The 25,560-nt window shown below is 50.9% G+C and carries 12 protein-coding genes; 8 read left to right on the top strand and 4 right to left on the bottom strand.

Translation table 11 applies throughout. The annotated features are described in order from the left end of the window. Positions 1-4: 4 nt before the first annotated feature. The 3 genes from KIH39_RS09410 to KIH39_RS09400 all read right to left on the bottom strand — a co-directional run bounded on the left by KIH39_RS09410 (position 5) and on the right by KIH39_RS09400 (position 5,292). The gene (locus KIH39_RS09410; protein ID WP_213499078.1) at positions 5-1,477 is read right to left on the bottom strand and encodes a DUF1501 domain-containing protein; all 1,473 of its coding nucleotides are present in this window, start codon (positions 1,475-1,477) and stop codon (positions 5-7) included. A gap of 80 nt (positions 1,478-1,557) precedes the next feature. Then, entirely contained in the window at positions 1,558-4,548 is a 2,991-nt protein-coding gene (locus KIH39_RS09405; protein WP_213499077.1) for a DUF1553 domain-containing protein, read from the bottom strand. A gap of 267 nt (positions 4,549-4,815) precedes the next feature. Beyond that, positions 4,816-5,292, bottom strand: a complete 477-nt coding sequence (locus tag KIH39_RS09400; RefSeq protein ID WP_213499076.1) for a hypothetical protein — start codon at positions 5,290-5,292, stop codon at positions 4,816-4,818. Positions 5,293-5,765: 473 nt separating this feature from the next. Here KIH39_RS09400 and KIH39_RS09395 point away from each other — a divergent pair, with 473 nt between their 5' ends. The 8 genes from KIH39_RS09395 (at position 5,766) to KIH39_RS09360 (ending at position 24,113) form a co-directional block, all read left to right on the top strand. Continuing rightward, positions 5,766-6,398 (top strand): sigma-70 family RNA polymerase sigma factor, encoded by a 633-nt coding sequence (locus KIH39_RS09395; protein ID WP_213499075.1) that lies wholly within the window; start codon positions 5,766-5,768, stop codon positions 6,396-6,398. Positions 6,399-6,406: 8 nt separating this feature from the next. Continuing rightward, on the top strand, positions 6,407-10,594 hold the full coding sequence (locus tag KIH39_RS09390; protein ID WP_213499074.1) for a protein kinase domain-containing protein: 4,188 nt from the start codon (positions 6,407-6,409) through the stop codon (positions 10,592-10,594). Positions 10,595-10,900: 306 nt separating this feature from the next. Beyond that, on the top strand, positions 10,901-13,699 hold the full coding sequence (locus KIH39_RS09385) for a hypothetical protein (protein WP_213499073.1): 2,799 nt from the start codon (positions 10,901-10,903) through the stop codon (positions 13,697-13,699). Next, positions 13,650-16,124 carry a carboxypeptidase regulatory-like domain-containing protein gene (locus KIH39_RS09380; RefSeq protein WP_213499072.1) on the top strand — a complete coding sequence of 825 codons (2,475 nt, stop codon included), beginning with the start codon at positions 13,650-13,652 and terminating at the stop codon, positions 16,122-16,124. The genes KIH39_RS09385 and KIH39_RS09380 overlap by 50 nt, the downstream gene beginning before the upstream one ends. A 214-nt stretch (positions 16,125-16,338) precedes the next feature. Then, positions 16,339-17,967, top strand: coding sequence for a hypothetical protein (locus KIH39_RS09375; RefSeq protein ID WP_213499071.1), 1,629 nt, complete (start codon positions 16,339-16,341; stop codon positions 17,965-17,967). A 346-nt stretch (positions 17,968-18,313) separates the two neighbouring features. Further along, a complete protein-coding gene (locus KIH39_RS09370; RefSeq protein ID WP_213499070.1) occupies positions 18,314-20,005 on the top strand; it encodes a HEAT repeat domain-containing protein in 1,692 nt (563 codons plus the stop codon). 181 nt (positions 20,006-20,186) lie between these two features. Then, entirely contained in the window at positions 20,187-22,550 is a 2,364-nt protein-coding gene (locus tag KIH39_RS09365; protein WP_213499069.1) for an alpha-L-arabinofuranosidase C-terminal domain-containing protein, read from the top strand. A 159-nt stretch (positions 22,551-22,709) separates the two neighbouring features. Continuing rightward, positions 22,710-24,113 carry a C25 family cysteine peptidase gene (locus KIH39_RS09360; RefSeq protein ID WP_213499068.1) on the top strand — a complete coding sequence of 468 codons (1,404 nt, stop codon included), beginning with the start codon at positions 22,710-22,712 and terminating at the stop codon, positions 24,111-24,113. 509 nt (positions 24,114-24,622) lie between these two features. Here KIH39_RS09360 and KIH39_RS09355 read toward each other — a convergent pair. After that, a complete protein-coding gene (locus KIH39_RS09355) occupies positions 24,623-25,402 on the bottom strand; it encodes a bestrophin-like domain (protein WP_213499067.1) in 780 nt (259 codons plus the stop codon). Positions 25,403-25,560 lie beyond the last annotated feature (158 nt).

Genomic DNA, 25,560 nt, shown 5'->3' with positions numbered 1-25,560 from the left:
CAGCTTAGGACAATATTCCTTTAACCACGTGGGCCTCTTCAACCCCAGTGAGTTTCTCTTTCAATCCGTTTTGTTCATAAAAAAGCTGATCGTAGTGCATGCCGAGCAGGTGCAGAATGGTGGCGTGCCAATCCCCGACGCTCACCCGGTTTTCGACCGCAGCCATTCCGAGTTCATCCGTTTTACCGTAGCTGGTGCCGCCTTTGATCCCGGCACCGGCCATCCAGGTACAGAACGCATTCTTGTTGTGATCGCGGCCGGCTTGTCGTTCGTTTTTGTCCGGAGGTAATTGCGCTATCGGCAAGCGTCCGAATTCGCCACCCCATACAACTAGAGTCGAATCAAACAGTCCCCGTTGTTTCAGATCGCGAAGCAAGGCCGCCGTCGGCTGATCGGTTCGATTGCATGCGGATTTCAGTTCACTCGCGAGTGAAGTGTGGTTGTCCCAGATCTGCTGATTGATGTAGAGTTGTACGAATCGGACGCCGCGTTCCACCAATCGACGGGCAATCAGACAGCGTCGACCATAGGAGTCGGTCGGCTCGCGGCCGATGCCGTACATATCCCGAATTGATTGAGGTTCCTTGGAAATATCGAGAGCGTCGGTAGCCTCTAATTGCATCCGAGCAGCCAATTCGTAACTCGCAATTCGGGCATCGAGGACCGGTTGTCCCGGTCGTTCGGTCTTGTGCAGCTGGTCGAGTTTTGCCAACAAATCTCTTTCTGCATTTGCAACCGTTTTGGGCCGCTCCTTCTCCGGATTCAAATTTAAAACCGGCGAACCCGTGGATCGAAATCGCGTCCCCTGAAACATCGGTGGCAGGAATCCCGCTTGCCAATTCTCGACGCCGTTGACCGGTAGACCGCGGGGGTCATCCAGTACGATATACGCCGGCATATTTTGATTTTCGCTCCCTAAACCATAGACGACCCAGGAGCCAAGAGTGGGTCGGCCGGGGCCCATTTTGCCTGTTTGAATCAGGTAAACGGCCGGTTCATGCGTGAGATTGGTAGTGAACATGGAGCGAATAAAAGCGACTTCATCGACCACACCGGCCAAATGCGGCATCGCTTCGGAAACCCAGGCACCGCACTGACCATGTTTCGCAAATTTGAAGGGGCTGCGCATCAAAGAGCCGGCATCTTTGAGGAACTCGATTTCTCCCGCGATCCGATCCGCATAGGCCTGACCGTGATGTTTATCGAGCTCCGGTTTCGGATCGAACAGATCCATCTGACTCGGGCCGCCGTTCATGAAGAGGTGAATGACCGACTTCGCCTTGGGAGCAAAATGGGGTGGACGGGGTTTCAGGTCGCCGGGCTTCTCGGACGCCAAAAGCTGGGCGCTCCCTGTTAGCGTATCTCCCACGAGATAGCTCAGGGCGGCGCCGCACAGGCCACCGGAAACACTTTGAAACATTCCCCGGCGCGTCAGGCGAGCAGCGCTTGCAAAATCTGAATCGATAAATTTCGACATCGTTTGCTCTCTGAAGTATTCGCCCTTACCGGCAGCCGTCAATGCTCATTTGGCAATCCAGATTGTGTCTGGAGCCGATATTAATCGAGATAGAGAAAGCCGGCGGAGTTCATAATTGCATGGCAGTAGGTCTTTAAAGCTTGCGACTGGCAATCTTCGGGGCTCTTGTTGCTTTTGGCAGATTTGCTCCACTCTTCGGCCAATTGATGCAGAGCCTCGACGCCGAGTTTCATTTCTTCTTGGCTCGGGAGGCGACTGATAGCGACCAAATAAATATGCTCGACTTGCTTTTGGGCATCTCCGCCGGCTTCCCGAGCTACTCGTGCCGCGAACTGCTGCGCTAGTTGTTCCACCATGCCATCATTCAACAGATGTAAAGCTTGCGGCGCGACCGTCGAATCGCGACGCTCGAGACAATTCGGGTTCATTTGCGGGAAATCGAAGTTCTCCAGATGCGAAATCATCTGCTTGCGGAGTTGCTGCACGTAAATCATGCGTCGCCAGCCTTTGGAGGTACCGGTAGGAATCACCAAGCCATCAGCCCGGGATTGCACAGGATCGGCGGGGCCGAAGCGGGTTTCGTCCAGTCGGCCCGCCAAAAGCAGAAGCGTATCGTAGAGGGATTCGGCATCCATGCGTCGGAGCGGCATCCGAGAGTAAAGTTGGTTGTCGGGATCGAGTTCGATTAATTTTGGAGAGAGATGGGAACTTTGCCGATACGTGGCGCTTGTCATCATTAGCCGATGCATGGCTTTCATGCTCCATCCGGTTTGCACGAACTCGCGAGCGAGCCAATCGAGTAATTCGGGATGAGTGGGCAAAGTTCCCGTTTTGCCGAAGTTGCCCAGCGAGGCGACAATCCCGACTCCGAAGTGATGTTTCCAAAGTCGATTCACCGCCACCCGGGCCGTCAAAGGATGTTCGGATTCCGTGAGCCAGTGAGCAAAAGCCAGTCGTCGGCCAGTCTTGTTCGCTCCCAGCCAGGGAGCCGTGACGACAAAGGGGGTCTTACCATCGGTTAGCACTGAGGGGACGCCCGGTCCGACAAGACGGCCCGTGTTAAGCGGATCGCCGCGTCGATAAACGTAAGTCGGCGAAGGTATACCCCGATCCCAAAGTGCTTGAATTCGCTGTTCTGGTCTTATGCCTGCTCTCAGCGTACCTAATTGAGCTTCAATTGCTTCAACTTCTTTCTTGAATGCTGCGTCTACGCTTTTCAGGGCATTGCGATCGAGCTTCAGTTGCTTCTCGAATTTTCCGGCCAGATAAATTTGAACGCTATCGCGCTGGGCCGGTGGTGTGGCCACCATTTTCCGAAGGTCGGCACGCAGGACTTCAGGCAGCTGATTGAGTCGTTCTTCTAAGAACTTCGCCGCTAGGGTCGCCGTCTTCCGTTCTAGTGAAGTTTTAAGATCTTCGATTTCTTTACGAAGCTGCGCGTTGGTCGCTTCCCAGTTCTTTCGTTCTTCCGTCGAGACATAAGGTAGGTGACGGCCGCCTTGCCGATCTTCGCTGACGGGACCTATTCCGGGTCGAATGTCCGGCCGCAGCCAATCGTATTCATCGTAGGCACCTTTGAAAATATCTACCAATCGATAGTAATCGCGCTGCGGAATCGGATCGAATTTGTGGCTGTGGCAGCGGGCGCATTTCATCGTCAGACCCATCAGGCCGGAGCCGAGAATATCCATCTCGTCGGCGATCACCTCCAGACGATCCGGAATAAAACCGGTAATGTTGGCCCAACTTCCATCGGGGGCCATCCGCAAAAAACCGGTTGCCACTAAGTTGTCCGCCATCTCGGGCGTTATAACTGCGGCATGCTCGTAGTCGACCAGCTCATCGCCGGCCAGCTGTTCTAAAAGGAAGCGATTATAAGGCTTATCGTTGTTGAAAGCGCGGATGACGTAATCGCGGTAACGCCAGGCGTGTGGTCGAAAGAGATCTTGCTCGCGTTTGCCTTCGGAGTCGGCATAGCCGGCCAGATCGAGCCAATAGCGACCCCACCTCTCTCCGTAGCGGGGGGAGGCCAGGAGGCGATCGATGAGTTTCTCATAGGCATCTGCTGAAGTATCTGCCAGGAAAGCTTTAACTTCGGCGGGTTCGGGAGGCAATCCCGTCAAATCGAAAGACGCTCGCCGCAACAGAGTGGCCCGGTCGGCTTCCTTCGAAAGCGTCAGTCCCTTGGATTCCAATTTTCGTAGCACAAAGGCATCGATGGGATTTTTGACTAAAGCGGCTTGATCAGGTTGGGGAACTGCGACCTTTTTAGGGGGTTGAAACGACCAAAAGCTCCGGTCTTTCTCTCCGACCAGGGGATCCGGCGTGGTTGTCGCAACATCCGGCTCAACGACTTTTTCGTTCGCGCCAGCAGCGATCCAGCGGACCAGAGTTTCCGTTTCAGAGGATTCAATCGGCTTTAAGCTGACTTCGAGCAACCGATCGCGCGGCGGCATTTGACTCGTTCGGATTTTCTTGACAAGCAAACTCTCCTCGGGCTTGCCCGGAACAATCGCCGGACCGGACTTGCCCCCTTTGAGCATGGCCGCTTTGGTACGAAGATCTAAGCCGCCTTCCCGGCGACGCGAACCGTGACAGGCAATGCAGTGTCGAAGTAAAATGGGAATGACTTCATGCTGTGTGCCCGCGAGATCGTTGGCGATTTCTCGATTTTTTTCAGAATCGGACTTGGCCCCTGAAGAAATCCAGCGTCGGAGTAGTTCGACTTCTGCAGCTGTAAGTCGCTCATTCTTGGCCGGAGGCATCGCCCCCGTATGCACTTTTTCGAAGAGCGGACTTTTGTCCGGCTGCCGGGAAACGACTGCCGGGCCCGATTCGCCTCCCTGGAAGATTTTGGTCGGTGATGACAAATCCAGTTCCGCCTTTTGGATCTTCTCCCCGTGACAGCGAACGCACTTAGCTTGAAGTAGTGGGAGAATATCTTTAAAGCTCAGCTCTTTTTCGTCGGCTTTTTCTTTGTTATCGTCGGCCCACAGAAGCGGATCTTGGCTAGACTGGAGGAGCCCCCAACTGAGGAGGAACGACAGGAACAAGACGCTTGATCGGAACATCGTTGTCTCTTGGCTGGCAAAGCGAGACGAAAAATTCAGCAGAGAATCGCACGAAACAGGCAGGAAGTAATTATAATCAAATTTTTCGGATAAGTGTTAAGGTTGGTCGAAAAGGGGGTGCAATAACTTCGGAAGAATGGGCCGAGATCAAAAACTCGATTCATTCAAAAACAAGCAAGCCCCCTGAACTTCCCAACTTGGCTTAATGGATTTAAATCTGTGTCCATTTTCAGTGGGGAAGTCCCGGTCGTGCTTAAATAAGGAAACTTATCTTGAGAAATAGGTCATAGCAATGTGAGTGTAATCTTCACCCTTGGCCTTACTGATTACCAGGGTTAAATCGTAACTCGTTGCACGTTGGACAAGGATACGAACGACAACGGGTCGCGGCTCGGATTTGATGCCGGGCTGTATCGAGTCATCCTGGAATAGCCGCGCTTCGCCCGCACCACCGCTGATACTCTGTCCGCCAGGTTGATCGACCTTGAGCGTTTGCCCTGTTTTCTTTTCATAAAACGCTATTACTTTGTCCAAGTCGTCTGTTGTAGTTAGCACCGCATGAGACCCGCCCGCGCCTTGACCGCTACTCAACTCTTTAGCCTTTGGATACTTCCAATCCTCGAAGCGAGGTTTCTCTGCGCCGGTCTTCGGCGGTTCCTCCTTCTGAGCAACGGCGACGCTGCAGAACGAAGTTGCCCCCATAACGAGAAGAAAGGTAGCAGGCAGAACAAACATCCGTCGCATTTTAATTGCCTCCTATAGGAGATTAAATAATTTGAGCGATGCTGTAACGCAGTAGAATCTCAGAGATATTAGCGATTCAACGACACTATTGGTACCTCCAGCAGCGATCATTGCTTCGAAATTGACTTCATGGAATTGTGATGCTGGGGCAGTGTCAATTGCGAAGGAACGAGTAGGGATTTTCGGAACGATTCGGCTAAAGCGACAAATTTCACGTGGGCGTGCTTGCGAGATCCGCTGGTGCGATTGTTGCTCTCGTGGGACCTTCAAGACATGACGCGGTTTCCGGCAGCACCAAGTCGGAGATCGATGTTCGCTCCTGTATGTCTAGCTGCGACTTCAAGGTGAATCATTATTCCTTGATTCCCAAGTTCCTGCTTTCTGGTGAATCTCTACTGATACAATAGCCACTGTAAGTTTCCCATCTCTTCGCGCGAAAAACATAGACTGTCGTAGTAACTCAGGGGTCGACTATGTCTGTCGTGTGGTCCGGTTCTGAACTTCTGAAGCGTCGACTCCTCGAGGGAGATCCCCGGGCCTCACTCGAGTTGTTTGAATATTATCGTTCTCGGCTCCGCCGAATGGTTCGACTGCGTCTTGATCATCGACTGCAAGGTCGGCTCGATCCTTCCGATGTATTGCAAGAGGCTTGTGTCGATGTCGTACGAAGGGCGCCGCAGTATGCGAGCAATCCGACAATGCCGCCCTACCTGTGGCTACGCTTTTTGACAGGTCAGCGGTTACTGGCTTTGCACAGGAAGCATCTAGGGGCAAAAATGCGGGATGCCGGGCAGGAAATTCCGCTCCATTCAGGGCTCCCTCCCGCGAGTTCCGCGTCTCTGGCCGCGGATGTTCTCGGAAGTACATCGACGCCCTCCCACGCGGCCATCCGTCTGGAGCGACAGATCTTTTTGCAGGAAGCTCTGAATCTCATGCCCCCTTTGGATCGAGAAATCCTGACTTTACGTCATTTCGAGGAACTGTCTAATAATGAGACGGCCCACCTTCTCGGCATCCAAAAAGCCGCGGCCAGCAATCGATATATGCGAGCTCTAAAACGTCTGAAAGAAATCTTGGCCACTCATCCGGAAGTCTTCAAAGAGTAACCACTGAAATGCTCTCAAAATCAGAGGCTTCGATAGATTCTTCGGGCGACCAACGCGATTCCGTGGAGGAACTCGCCGAACAGTTCGCCGAGCGCCTTCGTCGAGGCGAGAAGCCAACGATTTCCGATTATACCCTCCGTTATCCGCAGTGGGCCGAAAGCATTCGGGATCTCTTTCCCGCTTTAGAATTAATGGAATCCCTGAAACCGAAGGAGGCTCCCAGCCTATCTGAAAATACGCCGAGCTTACTTTGCCGGCCCATGCAACGACTGGGGGATTATTTGATTCAGCGGGAGATTGGTCGGGGCGGAATGGGCGTTGTTTATGAAGCGGTGCAAGAGTCGCTAGGTCGCTACGTCGCTTTAAAGGTTTTGGCCCCAAATGCCGCTTTGACTCCGACATTCCAGGAACGCTTCCGGCGTGAGGCCAAAGCAGCGGCTAGGCTCCATCATACTAATATTGTTCCGGTTTTTGGCGTCGGAGAGAGCGATGGTTTTCATTACTACGCGATGCAGTTCATACGTGGCGATGGACTCGATCAGGTTCTCCAAGATCTCCGAAAATTGCGTCATTCCCGCCGTTCATCTAATGTGAAAAAACTAGACGTGAAAGAGATGAGGGATCGCAGTTTAGCTTACCCTGTTGAGACCGAATTCCTAGTGCAGAAAGGTTCGGAACCCGACGGAGAAACTCAACACAATCAGAAAGGCCGACCGGAGGATTTCATAACCGAAGTCACCACGACTGCATCGAATGCTAGTTCACTCAGCCATGGGAAAGATTATTTTCGCAAAGTCGCTGGAATCGGCTTTCAGATCGCCGACGCACTCGCCCATGCGCATCGACAGGGGGTTATTCATCGCGATATCAAACCCTCCAATTTGTTACTCGATCACCAGGGTATTGTCTGGATCACCGATTTCGGTCTGGCGAAGGCGACCGATGCAGAAGATTTAACCAATACTGGCGATATCGTTGGAACGATTCGCTACATGGCCCCGGAACGGTTTTCCGGAAAATCAGAAGCCTCCGGTGATATTTATGCTCTGGGTATAACGCTCTACGAGATGTTGACTTTGCAACCGGCTTTTGAGGGACGAGACAAGCTTCAACTCATTTCTCAAATCACCAAGCTCGCTCCGTTGTCCCCTCGAAAAATCGATCCCCAGATCCCCGTTGACCTCGAAACGGTCGTTCTCAAGGCGATAGCTCAAGACCCCAACTCACGTTATGCTTCGGCCGCCGAAATGGCGGAAGATTTCCAAAGGTATCTGGCCGATCGACCCGTGAAAGCGCGTCGGGCGACTCGGAAGGAACTTTTACTGCGATGGCGTCGCCGCAACCCAACTGTTGCCGTATTGCTCGGGGCTTTGGTTTTCCTTCTCCTGCTGGGTTCGTTAGGTTCCAGCATCGCCGCTGCAATTTGGAGAAGCGAACGAGACAGTGCGGTCAGTGCCCGAAAACAAGCGATCGATGCCAATGTCGAGATGAAAAAGGAACTGTGGAAATCCCTTAAAGACCAGGCAAAAGCGGGGGTTCTGAGTCGTCGGCGCGGTCAACGTCAGGAAAGTCTCCGCGTTATTGGCGAGGCCGCTCAACTCGCGAGAGAGCTTCAATTGCCTTCCTCGAGCTTGGAGGAGTTGCGAAATCTCGCTATCGCGGCTTTAGTACTTCCCGATATCGAAACCACGAAAAGTTGGCCGGGGTGTCCCGAGGGGACCAGATCCCTTGCCATCGATTCTCACTTTGAAACTTACGCTCGGGCGAATCGCGAGGGATTAATCAGCTTACGAAAAGTTTCGGACGATTCCCGCGTTGCAGAGGACTTCGTTGCTCATCCGATTGACTCTTCGCTCATGGTCAGTCCTAACGGGAAATTTGTGGCCCACTTGCAGGACGACCATCAACTCCGAGTTTGGACTCCCGAGCGCGGAGTGGCTCGATTTCTCCCTTATCAGGATAAAATCCGGTCTATGTGCTTTACGCCGGATAATCGTCTACTCTGCCTGAAGATGGATGGCTCGATTTGTTTGTGCCCCCTCGAATCGGAGCAGCAGCCCATTCAAATTGCTAACATTTCGAATGGTCGAGCAGTGGTCGTCGATGCACGGGGAGAACGTTTCGCTTGCATTGAAAATAATCGGATTCAGATTCGCGATTTGTTTGACGGCCACGTGATGTCGCAATTTCCCACTCCCCAAACTTCGAGTTCGGGGGTCAGCATCGCGTGGCATGCCAAGGAAGATATCCTCGCCTACTGCAATTATCCAGAGCGAACAGTTTATCTATGGGATATAAAAGTTGGTCAACCGTACGCCGTTTTAGAAGGCTTTACCAATCCGACCACAGAGATTGCTTTTATCGCCGGTGGAGAAATTTTGGCGACCAGTGGCTGGGAAAATCAGATTCGGTTGTGGGACTGGCGGACGAGTAAGTTGCTGATGATATTGCCAGGTCAGTTTTTTAAGGTCCCTACTACGGAGGATGGGCTTTTCGTTCAAAATAACCTGCAAGAAGGCGCACTCGAATTATGGCGAGTTAATCCGGCAATTGAGTATCGCACCATCTCTTTATCGAATCCTTCAGGCGACGAATTTCCCTACGAAGCATCGATCCATCCGAGTGGGCGGATCATTGCCCAAGCCACTTCCAAAGGTTCAACCCTCTTCGATCTAGAAAACGGTCAGAAACTCTTTCGCTTCCCTGCGGGCACGCGCTCCGTCAAGTTGGAGAACTCGGGTACGGCCATCGTACTCTCCTGGAAAGGACTTTCTCGCTACCCCTTGAGTCTTGAACCACTCCGCCAGAACAACTTGCAACTCGGTTTTGAGGAAATCGGCAGTCAAGTCGGATCGGATTGCGATTTTGATATCAGCCGGGATGGAAGGATAATCGCCATTCCAGAGGGAACTGGAAAAAATGGGGCCAGTTTTTCGATCGACAATGGTAAACCCATCAAAGTTACCCATCCCGATTGCAGAAGAGTCTCATTGAGTCCAGATGGACATTGGCTCGCGACAGGTAGCCATCATGGAACCGGTGCTCGGATTTGGACGTTACCGAATCCCAAGCAGCCGGTCGAACTTCTGCCAGAAACCGGCCAAATTGATGTCAAATTCAGTCCAGGGGGCAAGTGGCTGGCCACGAATTCGGGACACCTCCGGCTCTGGCACGTTGAAAGCTGGAATCCAGGACCGATTCTCGGTAGTGCCAGCAGTTTCGCTTTTAATTCGGACGATTCCTTACTTGCAGTCGAATCCCGAGGCGGTCGAATCCGTCTTTTAGAACCCGATACAGGTCGGGAGTTGGCTCGCCTCGAGGATCCGCATCAGCATGAAGCCAGTTGGCTTGGATTTACACCCGATGGAACCAAACTGATCGCCAGTTCGCGGATCGGTAAATCGATTCACATCTGGGATCTTCGCCTCATCCGGACCGGCCTCGCGAACATGGATCTCGATTGGGACGCCGTTCAATCCTCCTCCGATATCGGTTCGACCTCTAGATCTCATCGGCTGGTGGTTCGAGATCTTACCCAACAGGCGCTGGCCGCCTGGTCCATTTCCCTGGCCTTCAATCCGATAAGCCCCGAAGCGTATTATCAACGGGCTCTGTGCTGGAAGGAGGAACATCTGCAGGATGCTTTTGCAGATCTTTCGATGGCCATCAAGTTGCTTCCGGGTCAATATCGCTATCACCAGAAGAGGGCCGAGTTCGGCGAATTGCTCCACCGAACCGAGCAACTCCTCGAAGATTACCAGGAATCGGTTCGACTCAATCCGCAAGATTTGCTCGCTTATAATCAACTGGCCTGGATTTATGTGGCCGGACCCGAGAAGTACCGCGACGCTAAAAAGGCACTTCCACTGGCGCAACGGGCGTTTGAGCTCGATCCGAATGATGGATCTATCCAAAACACCCTGGCGGTGACACTCTACCGTTCAGCTCGCTATCGGGAGGCGATTGATTTGCTGAACAAAAGTCGTCTAAAAAATTGGCAGAATCCGGCCAGCGATCTTTACTTTTTAGCAATGAGCTATCATCAGCTGGGAGATGCGGAGAGGGCACGCAACTGGTACGAGCAAGCACACGAATGTCACAAAGAAGCGTTGCTTACCGAGTCCCTGGCTCAGGAGTTGGACGCTTTCCGCCGGGAAGCGCAAACCCTTTTGAAAATCTCCGAAGCGCCTCGCTAAAACTTCACTTCAGGGGTCCCTGAATTGGGAACGGGAACCGGCCTTGGAGATCCCGAAAAAGAAATTCAAGTTAATGTTCATCATTTCTATCGCTACTGAAAATTTTTTTTACAAATTACTCGCTATCCTGTGTACGAGGACCCCGGACACGCAGTTATTAGAAAAGAGTCGTCATTAGGTGTACGTTGCGAAATCCCAATATTTCCGGCAGTCCGCAAAGATTGTTCGCAGCGCGGCCCTAAATCGTTGAATCGACGAGCTTCTTAGAGTCACTTTAGTCTCACCGGGCTGAGAAGAGGTAGTCTTATGACTGCGTTTCCCAAAGGCATATTAGCCCTTTTCTCTATCGTGCTGCTAGTTTGGGCGTTACGATCGCAAGAGGATTCGCTCCCCAAACCGCGAGAAAAGTTCGAAGCCGATGAACTAGTCTCTAGCTTGACGGTCAAAATTCATGTCGATGAGGGAAGTGACTGCGACGAACCTCTCGCACTCGATCTCGGTTTGGGATTTCCTCTTTGGCTGCAGCCGGTTGGGCGAAAAAGCGACGAACTTACTCCTTACGGTGCGATTCCCCAAAAGTCGGATGCCCAGGGAACTCTCAAGGCCGGATCGACAGGCACATTCACTTTCGAGCTTGCTGGAGATGCGGGGCAGGACCTTTTCCAGTCGACCTCTCAACTGCTGAAAGACGTGAAAGTTTCCGATATTTCTCGAATCGGGTTCATGAGCCAGGCAACTCACGGGTGGATTCTTAAAAGCTACGAAATTACCGTCAATGAAAAGCTTTTTGCATCGGGGAGTGCCAGTAAAGATCCGCCGAACCAAACACCGGCCCAAACCTTGGTTAAACCCAAAATGGAGCAGGAGTTGGCTCGCCTGAAGATGGCGGATCTGGGGACAAAGATTGCTGCGATCGACGCGAATCGTTCGGAACTCATTGAGCTGGTTAACACGAATCTCGCGAACGAAGACGATACCAAAAATCTGGCAAGCATCAACCAGACTTACCAGCCCTTATTACAAGAACGACGGAGATTGGAGGGGCAACTTTCAGGCGTCTATTGTTGGTATGAGGATAAAACTTTCGCATCCCCTTGGCGGGATGCGGCTCCGATTCAATCGGTGCGAGTGACTTTGCTCACAGACACCCATAGTGCGGCAGATACTCAAAATTACGTCTATTTTCGAACGGGAGGCCATTCCTACCTCCTCGGATCACCGGCTGCTCCTCTATCGGGGGCTGACGGGCCACAAGTTTTTTCGCTCGATTTGATTTCCGGTCCCTTGAAACAGTCGGATATACGAGGCTACTCGCTGGGCATGATTGGTCAGCCCAAACCATTTGGGAAAACTCCGGATCGTTGGCATCCCCTGCGCCTGATTGTCGAAATCGACGGGAAAAGCGTTTATGACAGCGAAACCGTCGATCTCGATCGCAAATCTCTGCAAGCCATTCGCATGATTCCCCCCGTACATGCGGATACCGATGGAACACCCATCACGAATTCTCCCATATCCCGAGAAACCTTCGTTTGGAAAGCTGGGAATGGCGCAGGCTTGGATCCAAAAACTCTTCAACCTCTGCCGCTTCCTGATGCCAGTGATCCTGCGTTTCCTAAAGCCGAGTCCGACAACACGGCCATGAACTCAGGCCAACCGAAAACGGACGATTCTAAGCCACATGACCCGAAACCGGCGGACTCCAAGCCGGAGGATTCGAAACCCGATGATACTAAAGCCGATCCGACCCAGCCGGAGGATTCGAAACCCGATGATCCCAAAGATCCCAAGGCAGACGACACTAAAGATGCCAATTCGAACAATTCCAACTCCTCTACCACGCCAGATCCGCAGACGGATAATTCGAACAATTTTCCGGGCGAAAAGGGCTCCAGCAGTGGGAGTGGTTCCTCATTCGATGGCAGTGGGGGCGGCACTGGAGGCTCCTCTGGCGGGGGATCCATGGGGGGCGGCGATTCAAATTCGCCTTCGAGCGGTGGAGGGGGCAGTACCGATTCTCCCCCGGGGAGCAATGCACTACCTCCAGCAGCCAGCAGTTCTTCTCCTCCGAGCGGTTCGACGGCCGTTCCATTTGGAAAGCCCATTCAGATCAATCAGGTACGAATAGTTAGCGGTTATAAAATGGACGATACCTTTAGCATAATCTGGACGATCTCGGGGGATGAGAGCACCGTCGATCATTATGAAATTTCGCTGCTGCCGATCCGACCTGAAAAAGCCGTCCCCTCAGCAGAAGCGGTTTACACCACGGTCTCGCAACCTCGAGGAGCGCGTTCCGCGACCTTGACGATCCCTTCAGGAACTGCTAACGGCGACTATTTTATCGCCCCAGTAGTTACGGCGATGCCGCTGGTAACTTCTCCCGCTGCCGCGGCTACGCCCTCCAGCGATCCAAACGCCCCCTCTGCTACACCAATAGTTTCTCCCAATCCGACTTCGACTCCGCATTTGAAAATCGGTGCCGCCAAGATGCTCTTTCCCGCCGGCACGGTATGGGATCCCGCGACACAACCGGTTCTGGGAGGCGGCCCCGCTTATGGCGGAGTCCGTTCCACATTCGCCTACCGAACTCCGTATGCCTTTTCCCATTCCACCCAATTGTTAAGTGGAGGAATGCCGGCAAAACGAACCGATCGCGGCGTCTGGTCGGCCGGATCAATCGTGAGCGATAGCGGTATCCTTTTCGAAGCGACTGGGCGGGGCTGTCACGTCGGAATTCAACCCCAGGCTGGAGATAGCACTCAAGTCTTTCTCAAGGTGAATTGTTGGAGCGGTTCCTCGCGTCGATTGGTCGCCCATCTCGGTTTTTTGGGAGGACCTGGCGCTTCCGGATCGGCGACGGCCCTTTTGGAGCGTAACTGGCTCAATTCCGCAGGCGCCCCGATAACCGGTTATCAAACGTTAGGCAGTCCGGTGACTGCGGTGGCCGGAGATCCCATGCCTTCGCCGCTGACTGGGCTGATTTCGCCCCTGAATGCTCCTTCCGGGGCAGTCTATATGGGTATTCGAGTCACGATCACGGGGGGACCTTTCGATGCAGTACATCCCCCGGCTTTGTTCGGAGTCCGACTGGTCTCCCAGTGAAGGGCGGATCATTAGAAATCTCAGTCGAAAGGCGAACATGCACCCGATTCCATTACAGTTCGGCTCCCTCGCAAAAAAGACTCTTTTGTTCGTGCTTCTGTTCACCGTTCCTCTGCGGGCGGCCGGACCGGGAGTAAGTGGCCGGGTGCTGGCTTTGGATGAGAAAGGACATATCTCAGGTGCGGTGGAAGGGGCAAAGATTGAATTTCAGGATCGTTCGGGGAAGGTCGTGTCAAGCGTCACTTCCGATAAGAATGGTTTGTATAAAGCTCAACTTATACCCGGTGCGTATGTATACAAAATTCAGGCCCCGGGCTTTAAAGACGAAAATGAGGGAAGGGGAATCACTCTGACGAAGAGTGAGGGGTTTGCGACTTGCGATTTTTCAATGGTTCGGGGCAAGAGTGATCCGAAGGAAAAGTCGATCAAAACGCCTGCGGTGACGTTAAGTTCGTTGCGAGGCTTCGTATCCGCAAAAGATAGTTCTGGGGCTGCGCTTGGCGTTCCCGAAGTCAAGATAACCTTACGCAACATGAACAAAACTGGTCCGTTGATCCAGGTGTTCGCCGACGGACCCAGCAGTAATACCCCCGGGGTTTATCAAATTTCCTTGGAACCGGGTCAGTATCTGGCTTCGTTATCGGCGATAGGCTATGAAACCCTAACCCCCAGAGAACCAATTTCTATTACCGCTGAGAAGGCCGTTCAAGATTTCACGCTCATCCGCCTAAAAGAAGTTCAAGCCATCGGTCAAGGAATCAAAGGATCGATATCTGTAGCAGCGCTTCCTAAAGGGACTTCGCTCCGTGTCAGCTTGCGGAACTTGAGTCATCCGGAACTGAAAGCGGAATTGATCGATGTAGATTCGAAAGGGGTATTTTCTCGAGACCTAGCACCCGGAAATTATGAGATTGAGACTTCTGGTCAGGGCTATCGCACGACTAAAAGCGGCCTAAAAGTAGTTCTCCCCCATCGATACACATTATTGGAGATTCAACTGGAGAAAGAATTGACTTTCTCGGCGACCGTTTATGTCGCCGTCTCCGATGGTAAAGGGAAGAAACCTTTACCAGGTGCCAACATCTTACTTCGAAAAGAGGGGGAACCGCTCAATCAAGCTTTACGGGGTATCACCAATGGGGAAGGAAAAATCCAATTCCAGCCCAGAGCGGCTGGTAGCTATACTTTATTGGTGACCTCGAACGGTTATAAGTCGCTTGGTAAAAAGCTGACTATTCAAGCGATGGGTGAAAATCGAGCAGAATTGGTTTTGGTCGCAGGATCTACAGTGGAAGCCAACAATTTGTCGCCCAAAGCTCAAGGGGTTCTCGACATACATGTTTGGGAAAATTTCGGCGAAAAAAGACACCCCTTGGAAGGGGGCCAACTGGTTTTGATGGAAAATCAAAAAGAAGTGGCGTCAGGGAAAACGGGAAAAGACGGGCAATGTACCCTGCGGAATCTCGCCTCGGGCCGCTTTCAGTTGGAAGTCAGCAAACCGGGTTATCAGACCTCGCAATCAACCATTTCCATCGAGGGAAAAGAGATTAGTCGGGATGTATTTTTGAAGCCATCCGTCGATTCAGCTACTGGTAAACCCACGCTGATTCTCCATATCATCGAAAAAGTCGGTGAGAAATCCCATCCTCTGGAAGGTAGCAAAATTATCGCATCGCTGATGAAAAAAGAAGTGGCTAAAGGGCAGTCGGAGAAAGATGGGAGTATCAAGATATCCAATCTCAGCGCGGGAAATTATCAGGTTGATATTTCTCATTCCGGATATCAGAACGTGCAAATCTCGATCAACATCAAGGATAAAAGTATCGATCGCGAAGTCATTTTAAAACCTCTGGTTAAAACGACGGGGGCGTCCCCCAAGGTGGGTACCATTATTTTCCGTGTTGTGGAAAATGGGACCAATCCATTACGTCCTTTAGGTAACGTTCAAGTAACAATCAGTCAAGCTGGAAGAACAATCGCCACGGGAAAAACGGGGGCAGATGGGAATTATTCTCCTACCGGATTGGTGTCAGGAAAGTTTCAGTTCGAAGCTAGCTTGAACGGCTACCTTCCTGCAAAGGTGGACTTTACTCTTTCTGATAACGATCTTAAGCAAGATGTTCATCTCAAAAAAGCCGTTAAATCGGATCCCAAAGTCGATACCAAATTGAGCATCCGGATCATTGAAGCGGGTTCGAATCCGGTTCGTCCGCTTATCGGAGCTCAGATTGTAATTTCCCAAAAAGGGGGCAACTTGGCAACGGGTAAATCAGGTGCCGATGGTCACTTTCTGCCAGCCATAGCGACTGCCGGTACTTACCAAGTCGAAGTGAGCTTGACCGGTCATCAAACGGTTCAAACTTCGATTGTGGTTACCGATCAACTCACCACGCACGACATCAGTATCAAACCCACAAAAAACTGATGAGTGATGTCATTCCAGACCAAGAACTCAGAAATTGCAAAGAAATCGATTTTTGCTGTATACTGTTCGCTCGTCCCGGCAGTTAATCCTTAGAGAGTATTTCGATCAGGACACTTCAGCCGGATAGCTTGGCCAAGTCCTAGCGATTTCGTTCTCTCGCATGCATATCGATTGGTACCCATTGTCTTTACGGGATTACTTCCAGGAGTTTGTCATGAGATTATTTGGGCGAAAAAAAAAGTTGTTGACACTCGGGCTTTGTGCGCTACTCTCTACGACAACGGGTGCAGTCTGCTTCGGGCAAACTAAGACACAAAATAAAGTGAATAAGCCAAAGTTTGCAATGCGAAAGGTTACTCTTAAGGAAATGGATTTTACTGCAACGAATGCATTAAAGCCTGTGGCGTTCAAGAAATTTGAACTTTCCGACTTCGATAAAGTAGGAAAGAAGGCGACTTCGGACATGCAGCTAACGCTGGCTAATAAAAAAACAGTAAAACTCGGAGATTACTTGAGCTTTCTGAATAAAGCGGAGCAAAAGCTGAATAGCTATGGTTTTAGTATTCGGAACAAAGCTAAACATCCACTGACGATGACATCAAAGAGCAACGTTTCAGAAGCAGATTTCGCAAAACAAAGAGCTCATATCAGCAATTTGATGACCAAAGTCACTCCAGCAACGGAACAAAAAGCCTCAGCCATCGTCAGCAAATATACTAAAGCTAACCTTTCTAATTCTTCTAAAAGTATCAAGATTAACGATGTTCATATTGCAAAATGGCAACAAGCGAATTCCGAACATTTCACAAAATATAATCAAAAGATTACTCCGGCCGAAACCAAACTTTTAAGCGAGCTTCAACCTGTATTTAAGAAGTTAACTGCGACGCCTGTCAAAGGGCAGAAGTATGCGGATAGTGTTGCAATAGTGAAGAAAGAACTCACTTCCGCACACGAATTTATAAATGGTACCAAAATCAGCACCTCGTCCGTCTCCACGATCGCTAATCTATTTAAAAGCTGGAATTGGAATTACACTCAACCCTGGAACTGGCAACTCGGTAATCAAGGCTCCGTCGAAGCTTACGTTAATGGTAATTATGAGGTCGAAGGTTATGCTACCATGTTCTCGCAGAATTTGCACGTAAAGGCCGCGACCCAGGCGGGAGGATATATATTCGGAAATAAATTTGACCTCTTTGATAGTCACGCCGAATTGACCAGTGCAAGCTTTGAAAACACTTCTACTGGCCAGGTCCAACTCTCCGCGACATTTTTAGGAAACGATATCTTCACACCGCTCAATCAATCCTTGCCCGCCGATTTTCAAATCATCAATGCGGACTATCCCTACGATGTACCACTTTTAGATGTTACGGTACCCATTCTCTTTTTTGGGGTCGATGTTGGCCTCGCCACAAAGGGTGATTTTAAAGCCAACATGAATTTCCTACTTGCGCCTACCACGGCTTCGATAAATCCCGCTTTGAAGATCTCATGCACAATTTATGCAACTGTCGGTGTTTCATTGTTGGATGAAGTTGAACTCGATGTGAGTGGAACCTTGAACCTTATCAATGAATCATTCAATCTTTATGGATCTGTGACCCTCAGTTTTGCTAATACACCCGAATTAATATTCGATTATTATGCGAACGACACACTTTCACTTCTAGGCGGCGAAATCGATATCATCGGCAAAATGAATCTGCCTAATTTTCCTGACGTTTGGAATCTTAGCTGGCAGCAAGTAGCCGATTACAAGTTGTTTTCTTGGCCCGATTGGACCCCCATCAATGGGGATCTAATTTACCCGACAGAAAAGATTATTCCTTTGAAATAATTACTCGAAGATAATTTACATCTGGTTGTCATTTGCAACCGGATTATAACAAGTTTGTGCCTACATCGGAGATTATAATATGATTACGCTAAAATCTCGGTCTTCGATCATAAACGGCAGTCACATCCAGTGGTATTGGTTTTCTCTCGTATTCGTTATCTGTTCCGGTTTTTTAGCGGGGGGAGTGCTTCGACCCCTTCTTTTTCATTCTCCCACCTTTTCGTACCGGCTTCTTCCAGGTGAGCGCTCTATCTACAGTTTCCGCTATGCGGGGTCTGGAGCTATCGATTTAAATTCCCTCGGTAATGGTCAAAAGTTGGTTGTCACGGGCAAGCAAACCCAGTCTATGAAAATTATTGCGGAAGGGGAACTGTCGGTCGCCGTCTTGGAGAGAAATAACGACACGCTGCGAGTTGCCTACTCCATGCCCAACTCGGAGATTGTGCTTCTTTTGGGCGAGCAGTTGCTTTTAGAGAGTGCCAAGAAAATATCAACCGACTTTGCCAAGCCTGTGATTGCGGATCTCGATCTCCAGGGGCAGATTCACTCACTGCTGTTTCCTCAATATTATGACGAACTATCCCGGAATTCGTTTCGGACGATCATAGCGTCCTTTCAAGTTAGCTTACCTAAGGACGAACAGGATCCGGAGGCCTGGGAAGTTTGGGAGGACGTACCCGCAGGTCGTTGTCGAGCCGTCTATCAGTCGAATTTCAGTATTCACCCCGAGCGAATTGCACTCATTAAAAGCCGAGAAGAAATTGAGCCTCCTAAGTTCCATCGAACAACTGGTGAAGAGACTATGGGAATGACCTTCGTTCCAGCCGGCAGCTTGCAAATTATATTCGATTCCCAGCTCGGTCTAGTGCGCTCCATCGAAGGAACCGAAAGTACAGAAGTTTTAGTTAGCGACACCACTCTTTCTACAAGTGAATCGAGCATTCGATATGAATTTCTGAGAAACGAACATGCATCTGCAGAACAGCTGAGCCTTCTCATCAAGCAGAGTTCAAAAATAGCTGAGAGCGTCAATCCGGAAACCCTCACGAATCATTTTGCTCCCGCCGACATTAAGAAACTGCAAATTAAGCAGCTCGGCGATTCCACCTTCGAAAGTCTCGTCGCGGATTTAGTTCGTGAAGAGAGTAACCAACAGGAGAAAAAAGATCAGACTCCTCTCTATTTGAAAATTAAGGCCTTTATGGTCGTTCATCCGGAATCGAGCGAGCGCTGGGGAGATTTGGCAAGGCGGGCAACACCCGGCAGTCTGACCCTGAAGCTCATCCCAACCGCTTTGGTGAGTGTCGGCGATGATGAGAGTCAACTGGCCCTACTCAATCTGCTGAAAGCGCGTTCCCCGGAACCTCTCGTGGCACAATCTTTATTGGTTACGATCTCCCAGATTAAGGCCCCGACTCTAGCCCTAGAAGAAGCCGTGCGCGATCTGGCCAGGAACTCGCCGATACCTGGGCTCGCGCCGCTGGCCCAGCTTTGCCTAGGTTCGATTGCCCGCAACTTATCCAAAACGGCAGCTCCCCGCGCTGCTCAGATCGTCGCCTGGGCGGTCGAAGAAATTCAAAAAGCGGATAGCGAGGAAAAGACGCAGCACTGGCTAATGATACTCGGCAATGCCGGACTGAGTGAAAGCGTACCGATTATCAGTAGTTATCTTAACGATAAAAGTAATATCCTCCGGCGCACGGCCATATCCGCATTACGCTTCATTCATTCGAAGGAGACCGAAGAAATTCTTCTGCACACTCTCACTACTGATTCGGATTCCGATATCCGCGAAGAAGTGGTTGTCACTTTCCGGTTTCGTTTTCTAACTTCGCAAGCCTATGAGACCCTTCAAAATGTATTGCAAACGGATGAATCCACTAAAGTTCGATTGGCGACTTTGAATCTGCTCTGGCCGATGCGCGAACGCTTTCCTCAATTGATGAGGGTGGTAGAAAAAGCTGCGGAAGCTCAAACGAATTCTGAGGTTCGAGACGCCGCCCTCCGGCTGTTGTCTGGTGAACTATCGTCGAGATAAGTGGTACAAAGCCTCTCCAAGCGATCTCCGGTACGTTATGCCCGCGAGATTTCGGAAGAGGATAAAGAATCTGCTAGCCCATGAACAAAAAGTTTGGCAGAATTGCTGTTGAATTCTGCCGACAGTATGTGAAACTTTCCGCAGCATTGCTACATCCTCTTCCTTCAGACGAATCACAGTCATGATGCATCTACCGCGAACATTTTCTACCCGTTTGCTCCTGAGCATTTTCTTGATCTTTACACCCGCACTCCATAGCTCGGACACTCCCGCGAAAGCGACGTTTCGAAATGCGCTGTTTGAGGAAGGAATAACTGGTTGGCAGGTGACGACTTATGGAGCCCAGGCGGAAGTGACCGTCGACCCTGCGATCACCCACGAAGGGAAGAAGTCCGTCCGAATTTCCTCCACGATGGAATCCGACACGGCTCTAGGCCAGGAGATGACGCTCGATCCTGCGAAAATGTATCAAATCACCGGATGGGTCCGCACAAACAATCTCGATCCGCACGCGGCGTCAGTTAGCGCAACCATCCAGGTCCAGAAGTCGGAAGGGAAGGGAAGTATCGTCAGTGGTGTCAATCGTCGGGGCACCACCGAGTGGACTCGGGTTGCACTTGCGTTCGGGCCGCCTCCCGACGGTAAAATCCGGCTTGTCCTTTTTTTTGTGGGATTTGGAAAAGGGACAGGCACAGTCTGGTTCAGCGATCTGAAACTGGAAGAAATCGATCCGAGAAAATTTCCTCTGAAGATCACCCATCAACCGCTATTCAAAGAATCGATAGATCCGTTTCAGTACGGTCAATTCGTCGAATATCTCTGCGATCTCATCCCGAGCATGTGGGCCGAAAAAATTCACGATGGCAGCTTCGAAGGGTTAACCCCTTATAAGGTTCGTTTCCTTGGGGCAAAAGATTCGCTCGAACAGCCCTGGTACCCGAGTGGGGCCACCAATCGAGCCAATTTTACGCTCGACAAAACGAATCCGGTTAGCGGTCTGGTTTCCCAGAAAATCGCCGTCACCGGATCTTCGCCCTGCACGGTGGGCGTGAGTCAAGATGGGTTGGCCCTCGATGCCAACGAACCTTGCCTTTTGACCTGTTATCTACGCCAGATGGGAATCTCCGGCCCGGTTCATATTCGGTTGAAAGGGACTTCGGAAGAACTGGCGGCCTGCGAATTCACCGCGGGACAGAAATGGCAAAAATTTTCAGCTCGACTGACCCCTCGTCAGAAAGAGACCTCCGGACGTATTGAGATTTCGTTTCGGGGACCGGGCACACTCTGGATCGACAATGTTTCCCTGATGCCGGTCAAAACGGTCGGTGGTTGGCGGTCCGATGTCGTCGAAGCAGTGAAGGAACTCCGGCCAGGGATTATCCGTTTTGGCGGCAGCGCCCTGGATGATGCCAACCTAGGGGAATTCGATTGGCGCGATACGCTCGGCAATCCCGATCATCGCAAGCCTTTTCGAGCCTGGGGCGGGCTTCAACCGACCGGCCCAGGCTTGGAAGAGATCGTGCAATTTTGCCGCTCTGTCAATGCGGAGCCGTTGATTTGCGTTCGAGTGACCAAGAAAGGAGTTCAGGATGCAGCCGATCAGGTGGAATATTTCAATGGCGATGGGAACACGCCGATGGGCCGGCTCCGCGCCTCGAATGGCCACCCGGAACCTTACCGGATCATGTACTGGCAAATCGGTAACGAGCGGTCCGGCTCGGACTACGAAAATCGACTACCCGAGTTCTGTAAAGCCATGAAGGCGGTGGATCCCAGTATTTGCCTTTTATCGAGTTATCCGTCTGCAGGAGTGTTGGAAAAAGCGGGCAAGTGGCTCGATTTCGTTTGTCCGCATCAGTACTCGATCGGCGACATCGCCAGTACGGAGGCCGAGCTGCTACGTGTGCGGGAATTGATCCAGAAGCATGCCCGAAAGCGATCGATTAAAGTCGGCGTAACGGAATGGAATACGACCGCCGGGGATTTCGGACCTCGGCGTGGTATGCTCTGGACCTTGGAAAATGCACTGCTGTGCTCGCGATATCAAAACCTGTTGCACCGGAATGCCGATCTGGTAACCATTGCCAACCGATCCAACCTCATTAATAGTTTCTGTTCCGGAATTATTCAAACCGATTCGTATCGAATATATAAAACACCGACCTATTACGCCCAAAAACTTTATGCCACTTACGCCGGAGAGATTGCTCTGAAAATCGAATCGAATCTCCCGGTGAATTTAGTTCCCGATCTCAGCGCTACTCTCTCGAAAGATGGGACCACCCTTACTCTGTTTGCCGTCAACAATTCGTTGCAGGAAGAGATCCGACCGCTCGATCTGTCAGCTTTTGGGGATTCGCTTCCTCCAGCCGATGTCTTCACATTGTCGGATACTCGGAAGGCCGGAGAACCGGATGTCACCAATGATTTTGATTCTCCTAATCGGGTAGCCGTGACCGAAAGTCACTGGAAAGCGACTTCAAGTCGATTCGATTATACTTTTCCGCCCCTTTCTCTGACAGTGTTGCGTTGGAAGGTAAAATGATTTTAAATAAGGGAACGTAATAGAGACATCGCAACGACTGAATTTCTGTGAGCGGCGCGTCTTGAGCTGAAGTCTTCCTGAGCAATGTCTTCTGGCACTTAATTTTTCGGTTTAAAAATTTACCATTTTCGGAATAGCACTCCTTTTAGAGTTTAATCGATGCCTCGATTTTTATTTATTTCAATTTTGGGATTCTTATACGCTTCGACAGCTTTTGCACAGTCGCCGCAAGAGCCCAAGAAAGATCCTAGCCTGTTTATGATCGTCTCCCCCGATCAGTTTCATACTGCGCTGAAGGATTACGTTCAGCAAAAACAGAAGCTTTTCAAGGTGGAACTGGTTTCGCTGGAAAGAACTCTCAAAACAACTGCGGGTGCTGACGACCCGGAAAAAGTCAAACGTTTCTTGTATGACGCGTATCGTAAAAACCATCTCAAGTATGTGCTGTTAGTCGGGGATATCGATGTGTTCCCCGTCCGCTATATGGTCCTGGACCGCGTCACTCCGGCCGCATTCGATTATTCTTTTTACCCCTCCGATCTCTATTACTCCGACCTGGCCAAAAAAGATGGCAGTTTCGAAGATTGGAATGCCCGGAAAGAAGGATTCCACGTCCATTATTTCGGTGAAGTGCGCGGCGAGAAAAACAAGAAAGATCCAATCAACTACGATCAGATCGAGTACCATCCCAAAATTGCCGTCGGCCGCTGGCCCGTCAGCACTCCTGCAGAAGTAAACATCGTGGCCACCAAATCGCTCGCATATGAGAAGAGTATTCTCGATGGTAACCATCCTGGGTTGCACAAGATGGGCCTCTTCCATGTAGGCGGATGGGTCGATGCCCGCAACCAGTTGGAGAAAATCGCCTCCGAGATGCCCATGGCTTGGAAAGCCGAGCGATACTTCTTCAGCAACGATAATCCGAAATTCAAAACACTTCCACCCAACGAAAAGAATGTATTGGCCTTGTTAAACGAAGGGAGCTCCTTGGTGGTCCACGCCGGGCACGGCAGTGAAAATACTTGGGAAGGTTGTTTCTCAGTCGGCAGTCTCGCTCGCGTGAAGAACTCCGATCGTTTGCCAATCATGATCTCGGTCGGTTGCAGTACGAGTTACTTCGCTCCACTGCCGCCCTATGAAGCGTATGTGGATATCCAGGGGCAGGAACATATCGGAACCAACCGAGGCGAGGTTTTCAAGGAGCCACCACCTCCACCTGCCCCGTATCAGAAGGGGAAGTATAACCCTACCGGGCTTGGGGAACAAGTATTGAAGCGCGGCCTCAACGGCGCAGTGGCTTACATCGGCTGCAATACGGGAAGTCAACCCTGCGCCTTGACGTTACTCGATGGATTTATGATGACTCTGAGAAAGGCACCGCATCCCCACCTCGGGGATTGCTGGTCTAGTGCCATCAGTTACTACTATGCCAAGGAAGGGTTGGCGCGACTGAAACCGAGCGACGACTGGTATCCTCCGTCGATCTTTTTTCAGGGAATGAAATTCATGGTGTTTGGGGATCCTACGTTGCCCCTGGCGGTACAAGAGAATGAGGAAAAATAGAGAAGGATCTCCTTTCGGGAGATCAACTCATGACTGCGGTTGGATTTCTCCACCAGCCGCGGGACGGGAGTTCAGCTGATTTGCCTCACCGAATCCATATCCAATCGAATGATCCGAGCTTTCGAGATTTTCAAAATCGATCGATTAAGGGCCAAATTTTCTCGCATGCCGCCATCTGCGGTTCCTGCAGTAAAGTGACTCACGTTTGTAGATTCGAGTTCAAGTATGTCCCTCAAACAGAGCAAGTCGAATTCACTCATCGATGCACTGTTCAGGCGACATTCGATACCGTTCGATAGACGACCCCATCAGGACGAGAAGAGCGGAGCAAGATGAGGTTTTTTTAGTTCCAAAAATGAAAAAACGGTATCTGCTCTTTCTGGCGGGGCGCTATTCGCGCCTTTTACTTTGAAAGTTGTTCAGAGTAGTAATGACTAAGAGTCTTCGACGGTTCGCTGGCCCATCTACGATTGACGATCATAGCCTGATCAAAAGCACACAAAGTACCACTAATTCGACAGGTTGGGCACTTGCAGGGATTCGGAGAGACTAATCAGGTTTTGGGGCTTCACTCGTATAATTCCGTGGCGCGGGGAATCGATGTCTGCAATGAGCATGAACGCAACGGAAACGATAAAGGGAAGTATTGGCAATAATTTAGAACCCGAAGTGGTGCTTCGCGAACCATACCCCACCAGTAAATTGCAGCCTAATGCGATAAAGGCCATCAGAGCCCAGGCCGTCGTCGGGATTCGGTTCCAGAATGCTGCTTGCGTGTATCCTTGGGAATTTAACACATCGTTCATACCCGAAACTGTCAGAGCGACGACCGGCGTGGGATGGGCCTCCGCGGCGGCTGCGACAACCGACCATAACTCATTCTGCAACTTGACAATACGCGCATTGATCTGCTGGAGATGCTGTTCGTCGTCCGCCTGATAAAACTCAATACGTTGATCGAGATAGTTTCTCAACAGCGAACGCACTTTCGCAGCTTCGGCAAAGGGTAACAAATCGGCCCGGAAGTATTCCGTTCCAATCGCGTTAGCCTCGGCTTCCTCGTAGTTTTTACGTAGGTCGTACCGACTTGTGGCCATCGAAAAACTGAATCCGATGATGAGTCCGAGTAAGGTGAGTGAAGCCGCAAGAATGAGGCCGAAGTCTTCTCGTAAATCCGATTCCATGGCCCGCTGCCTTCGAAGCAACGACCAGCCGATCCACGCCGAGAGCCAGAGCGAACTGAATGAAATCGCGAAAACAAGAAGCGGATAATGAGTCGGGTTGATCATTGCTTTTACCTTGCCGGGCGATGCAAAGGTAGGATATTTCACTTGGGGAGATTGTCATTTCAAATCGATGATTACTTTCTCGATTTTGCCCGTGCATGGAAACGGCGATTCGAATTCATGCTTACCTGCGCCAAGAAAAGGTAGGTATCGAAATAGGA

The organism is Telmatocola sphagniphila (assembly GCF_018398935.1).
Lineage (GTDB): Bacteria > Planctomycetota > Planctomycetia > Gemmatales > Gemmataceae > Telmatocola > Telmatocola sphagniphila.
The sequence above is the reverse complement of the archived record's forward strand: the minus strand, read 5'-3'. Positions and strand labels throughout refer to the sequence as shown.